We start from the raw sequence: 5089 nt of genomic DNA, 5'->3' as shown, positions 1-5089 counted from the left end.
CGTTGACGCCGATCCCGGCTTGTATCTGAATTCAAGGACAGCTCCGGAGATGTTGACGACGACCCCATCTTCGTCCTTGAACGTCACCCGGTGTTCAGTCCGATCGTTCTCGAAAAGGTTGTCGGGCATTGGTTCCCTTTTCCCTAGGTAACGGGTCTGACTTCGTCTTCCCTCAACTCAGTAGTCTGTACGGTGATAGCCTCAATCTGGGTGGTCTGGGCATCGTCTGATTTCGCCTGGTTCGATGATACATCATCCAGTTCAAGGAGCGTAGTGATGACAGAATCAAATTCGGTTTGGATCGTGAAAACGTCGCTCTGGAAAAGAACCCTCGCCAGGATTTCTATGAGAAGATCAACGTCGGTCCCGGTCAGCGTGTAGGATCCGACATCCACCCGCAGGATGCGGTCGAGAAGGATATCGAGAGCCGTTCCCGTGACGGTATAGCTCCCTCCGTCCACTGGCAGATTGAACCGGAAAGTCAGGTCATCGAGGACCTCGATGCCGGAAATCCCCGTTGCGTCGCCTGCCACGAGCCCTATCCGGCAATGAAGAGCGATTTAGCAACCGATTCTGCTGATGATATCTCGTTGCAAAAAAAGCGATTTGAAAAAGTAAAACGAGTCCATGTGCTGCGTGCCGCAAGCGGCCTCGATTTTTATCTGGAAACCAATCATCAGTTTGTGAAGAATTTTGCGGAACCAGCAGTCGATTATTTTGGTGAGCGGTTGCGGGTCATTCATCTGCAGCGCGATCCGGTGAGCGTGGCGGACCCCGCCGACTTCCGCCACTCGCGAGGAGCGACGGTCGACCTCCCACAGATGTGGGCACTCCCTCAGCGGCCGCGCCGGCCCCTCGCAGCCTCCACGTCCTCCATCCTCCACAACTCCAGCAGAGCCCGGTTCGTCTCCTTCGAGAGAGTCGACGCCGGAGTCCGCTCCTCTTCCAATGCCTTCAACACCTCTTCTTGCGTCTTGTGCGTCGAGTACCCGACTGCGCCGCCGATGCCTCCGCTGATTAGAACGCCCAATGCGAGCACCCAGAGAAGTCGACGCCGTCGATGCCACTCACGGCGCCGGCTAGCCGGAAGTTACCCCCTCCAGACCGACTTCTCGGTCACGTAAGGTCCAGTGTGAAGGGTAGTTACGGGCGTTTCATGTGCTGCAATATGTTCCCATGTAACTGGATCAGTTACTGTTGTGGTGTAGCCTGATATATATTATACTGTTGGCATGTTCATCGACATCGTGCCCAACCGCAACTCGCCACCCGCCGTACTGTTGCGTGAGGGCTGGCGTGAGGGCAAGCGAGTTCGCAAGCGTACGCTGGCCAACCTGTCCTCGTTGCCGATGGATCAGATCGAGCTACTGAGGCGGGTGCTACGTGGCGAAGCCCTGGTCCCCTATGACGAAGCCTTCCAGATCCTGCGTGCCCGACCCCACGGCCATGTGGCGGCAGTGCTGGGAACGATGCGCAAGCTGGGCATCGCCGAGCTCCTGGCGAACCGCTCGTGTCGGGAGCGCGATCTTGCGCTGGCCATGATCGCGGCCCGGGTACTCGAGCCGTGCTCGAAGCTGGCGACGGCACGGAGCCTGGGCTCCGACACGCTGTCGAGTTCCCTGGGTGAGGTACTGGGCGTCGAGGAAGCCGATGCCGACGAGCTGTACAGGGCTCTGGACTGGCTGGGCCGAGGACAGCGTCGCATCGAAAGGAAGCTGGCGAAGCGTCATCTCGACGAGGGTCAGCTCGTCTTGTGGGACGTGACGGCGATTTCGTTCGAGAGTCGGACATGTGCGCTGGCGGCGTACGGTCGATCGAAGCGTGGCACGAGTGAGCGCCAGCTGCTCTTCGGGCTACTCATGACAGGTGAGGGTGTGCCGGTGTCGGTCGAGGTGTTTGCAGGCAACACGGGTGATCCGGCCACGGTATCCTCGGTGGTCGAGCGTATACGAGACACGTTCGGCCTGAAGCGTGTGGTGGTGGTGGGGGATCGGGGCATGTTGACGGAGATGCGCATCGAGGAGGATCTACGGCCCCATGCGCTGGACTGGATCACGTCGCTGCGTGCGCCGACGATCAGGAAGTTGTGGCGCGACGGACCACTGCAACTCTCGCTCTTCGACGATCAGGATCTGGCCGAGATCACGTCGCCCGACTTTCCCGGTGAGCGACTGGTGGCGTGCAAGAACCCGCTGCTGGCTGAGGACCGAGCGAGAACACGCCAGGAGCTCCTGGCCCATACGGAGTCGAAGCTCCAGATCGTGGCGGATGCGACGCTGCGCGAGACGCGACCGCTACGGGGTAAGGACCAGATCGGGGTGCGGGTGGGACGTGTGCTCGCCCTGTCGAAGGTTGCCAAGCACTTCCGCTACGAGATCACCGAGGACGCCTTCACGTTCGAGCGTGACGACGTCTCGATCGGCGAAGAGGCGGCACTCGACGGGATCTACGTGCTGCGCACCAGCCTCAGCGCCGAGCGCATGGGAAGCGAGGACGTGGTGCGGGCCTACAAGAGCCTCTCACGCGTCGAGCGTGCGTTTCGTGTCTGTAAGGACTTCGCACTCGAGGTCGAGCCGATCCGTCACCGCCGCGAGGACCGCGTGCGGGCTCACGTCTTTCTTTGCATGCTCGCCTACTATGTGCGCCTGCATATGGAACAAGCGCTCGCCCCGATCCTCTTCACCGACCACGACCCTGAGGGCGCGCAGGCGTCGAAGCCCTCCATCGTAGCTCCGGCTGTCCGCTCACCGGCCGCCTTGCGTAAGGCACGACGCAAGCGCACCGACGATGGCTTGCCTGTCCACAGCTTCCGATCGCTCATGCAGGATCTCGCCACGCTCACCAAGAATACCGTGCGCTTGGGCGACACCGCCGTCGTCTTCACACAGTACGCCCAGCCCACCGTGCTACAGGAGCGAGCCTTCCACCTTCTCGACGTCTCCTACCGCGCGTAGCGACACTTTGTACCCAGTACGCCGTACCTAGGGATCTGCCAAATACCCTGCTACGGCCTCGTGAATCTCTGTTTTTGGCTACGGAACTTCCGACTAACGTCCGGCGTCGTCCCGACAGGGACTTCAGTCGGCACCCGACAGATTCCCGGCGGCATGCCGGTTTACTTGCTGTGGAGTAAACCATGCCACGTCCGCCGATTCGCGGGAGCCTTCGATGAAGCGCACTAATCTGTGTCTGTCCATCATCCCCCTAGCTGCCGCAGCGGTCCTCGTGACGCCAGCCGCCGGTCAGGACACGCCGCTCGAGCTCTCCGGAGAGCTTCGGGTGCGAAGCCAGGGGGAGCGTGGAATCGTCGGCACGCGCGCCGAGGGAGCTACGCTGCTGCGCACCCGCTTGCGGCTCCACGCTCCTGTCACACCGTACGCGAGCGTTGTCATCCAATTCCAGGACTCGCGGGTCTTCGGAGAGGAGTCCAATACGCTGACCGACGGGTCGGCGAACCAGATGGACCTCCATCAAGCGTACCTACGGTTGACGGCCTCCGTGCTCGGCCTTTCGGGGACGGTGACAGCCGGCCGTCAGGAAGTAGTCCTCGGGAGCGAGCGACTCGTCGGCGCGGTGGGCTGGTCGAACACCGGCCGCTCGTTCGATACCTTGAGGCTATTCCTCGAGCCTGAAGAGGATTGATGGGTGCTATCCGCGCTCGCCGCCACAATCGTAGAGAGGGGGCGCATGGCCCCCGAGCCCGACCCGTCTGCAGCGCCGGGCCTCGGAGACCACACACTGCTTGGTGTCTCCTTGGACGCGGGGTCGCTTCAGGGACTCCTCTTGCACGACCTCAATGCGGCGTATCGGGACGCGGAGGACGTAGATCGCACCACGATCAGCGGCCAGTGGGAGGGTGCCGTGGGTTGGGGACCACGCTACGCCCTCGAGGGCGCGTACCAGTTCGGCACCCAGCTTCGCGCGACGAGCTCCGAAGACATCGGTGCATGGTTTGTGGGGGGCCGCCTGGGCTGGATCCGGACGTTGGGGCCGCTGGAGTCCATCGAGCTCGGAGTGGACTGGCTGTCCGGTGATGACGATCCATCCGACGGTCGCTACAGCGCGTTCAATACGCTCTACGCGACCAATCACAAGTTTTACGGATTCATGGATCTCTTTCTCGATCCAGCGGCACAGACGAATGATCGGGGGCTCATCGACGGCCTAGTCACCCTCACGTTGCAGCGTGACCCGCTTCCGCTACGGGCGACCGTGCATCGTTTCTGGCTCGCCTCAAGCGATGGCGTGGATCAGAGCGAGATCGGCTGGGAGTTCGATCTCACCGTTCCCTTCGAGGTTGGGGACGCCGGGACCGCACTGGTGGGCTACAGCGCGTTCCCGGCGGGTGGCGGAGCCCAAGAGGCCAATCTCGGATACTCAGGAAGCTACCGGCATTGGGCCTTCGCCCAGCTCGGTATCAGCTTCTGATGCCTCTCCGTACGCTCACTCTCTGCTTCCGACTGCATCTCGGCCCTTCAAGCCTTGTGGTCCTCGCCGTGGGAGATTTCCCCACACGAAGCAACGGGGGATTCCCGAGATCGCGACATGCCTTCGTTCGCTACCCTTGAGAGAGTAGTAACGACATGCGGCCACGGCTTGATCCTGCTCATCGGCGAGTCAGCACTGCTCAGACTCGGGGAGCGGAAGCGATCGTGTCGCCACGAAAGGAGGATACTCGCATGAGAAGTGTACACCGACATGGCCTGTTCATGCTCTCAATGGCCGGCTTCGCGATGGTCCTGGCACCGGGGGTAGCTGGACAGGAAGCTGGCAACGGTCCGGTGAAGAGCGATCCAGAGCTGGATCAGCTGCATGACGAGGCCATGGCCGTAGCGTACAGCTCGGCCAAAGGGGACTTGGAAAGGGCGACCTGGATGCACGGCTTCGTCGCCTACCGCCGGCAACATGACGATGTCCGGCGCTTCGAGTGCCTGCGCATACAGGCCGAGCTCCTTCGTGCCATCGGCTACCTCGAGGGAGCCAGGCTGTACCTGGAGGAGGCAGCTCGGCACGCCGAGGCTACGAGTGATCCATACGACGCAGCAATGACCTATATCGACGCTGCGCTCCTGGCCCAGGAGGCCGGAGA

General features: G+C 61.8%; 6 protein-coding genes. 4 read left to right on the top strand and 2 right to left on the bottom strand.

Annotation, left to right across the window (positions count from 1 at the left end):
- Positions 1 to 143: 143 nt before the first annotated feature.
- Both IIB36_20180 and IIB36_20175 read right to left on the bottom strand, forming a co-directional pair.
- A complete protein-coding gene (locus IIB36_20180) occupies positions 144 to 533 on the bottom strand; it encodes a hypothetical protein (GenBank protein MCH7534059.1) in 390 nt (129 codons plus the stop codon).
- Between the two features lie 302 nt (positions 534 to 835).
- Positions 836 to 1030 carry a hypothetical protein gene (locus IIB36_20175; protein MCH7534058.1) on the bottom strand — a complete coding sequence of 65 codons (195 nt, stop codon included), beginning with the start codon at positions 1028 to 1030 and terminating at the stop codon, positions 836 to 838.
- A gap of 202 nt (positions 1031 to 1232) precedes the next feature.
- Between IIB36_20175 and IIB36_20170 the strand changes: the two genes are divergently transcribed.
- From IIB36_20170 to IIB36_20155, 4 genes are all read left to right on the top strand, one after another.
- A complete protein-coding gene (locus tag IIB36_20170) occupies positions 1233 to 2954 on the top strand; it encodes an IS1634 family transposase (GenBank protein ID MCH7534057.1) in 1722 nt (573 codons plus the stop codon).
- A 214-nt stretch (positions 2955 to 3168) separates the two neighbouring features.
- Positions 3169 to 3642: an alginate export family protein gene (locus IIB36_20165; protein ID MCH7534056.1), complete on the top strand. Its 474-nt coding sequence runs from the start codon at positions 3169 to 3171 to the stop codon at positions 3640 to 3642.
- Positions 3643 to 3687: 45 nt separating this feature from the next.
- On the top strand, positions 3688 to 4428 hold the full coding sequence (locus IIB36_20160) for an alginate export family protein (GenBank protein ID MCH7534055.1): 741 nt from the start codon (positions 3688 to 3690) through the stop codon (positions 4426 to 4428).
- A gap of 251 nt (positions 4429 to 4679) precedes the next feature.
- Positions 4680 to 5089, top strand: a 410-nt coding sequence (locus IIB36_20155) for a hypothetical protein (GenBank protein ID MCH7534054.1), incomplete at its 3' end; no start/stop codon positions are given.

It is taken from the genome of Gemmatimonadota bacterium, assembly GCA_022560615.1.
In the GTDB taxonomy this organism is placed as follows: Bacteria; Gemmatimonadota; Gemmatimonadetes; order Longimicrobiales; family Gaopeijiaceae; genus UBA1138.
The sequence above is the reverse complement of the archived record's forward strand: the minus strand, read 5'-3'. Positions and strand labels throughout refer to the sequence as shown.

Coding starts and splice junctions, on each gene's coding strand:
- IIB36_20170 (MCH7534057.1), top strand. CDS start 1,233: ATGTTCATCGACATCGTGCCCAACCGCAACTCGCCACCCGCCGTACTG.
- IIB36_20165 (MCH7534056.1), top strand. CDS start 3,169: ATGAAGCGCACTAATCTGTGTCTGTCCATCATCCCCCTAGCTGCCGCA.
- IIB36_20160 (MCH7534055.1), top strand. CDS start 3,688: ATGGCCCCCGAGCCCGACCCGTCTGCAGCGCCGGGCCTCGGAGACCAC.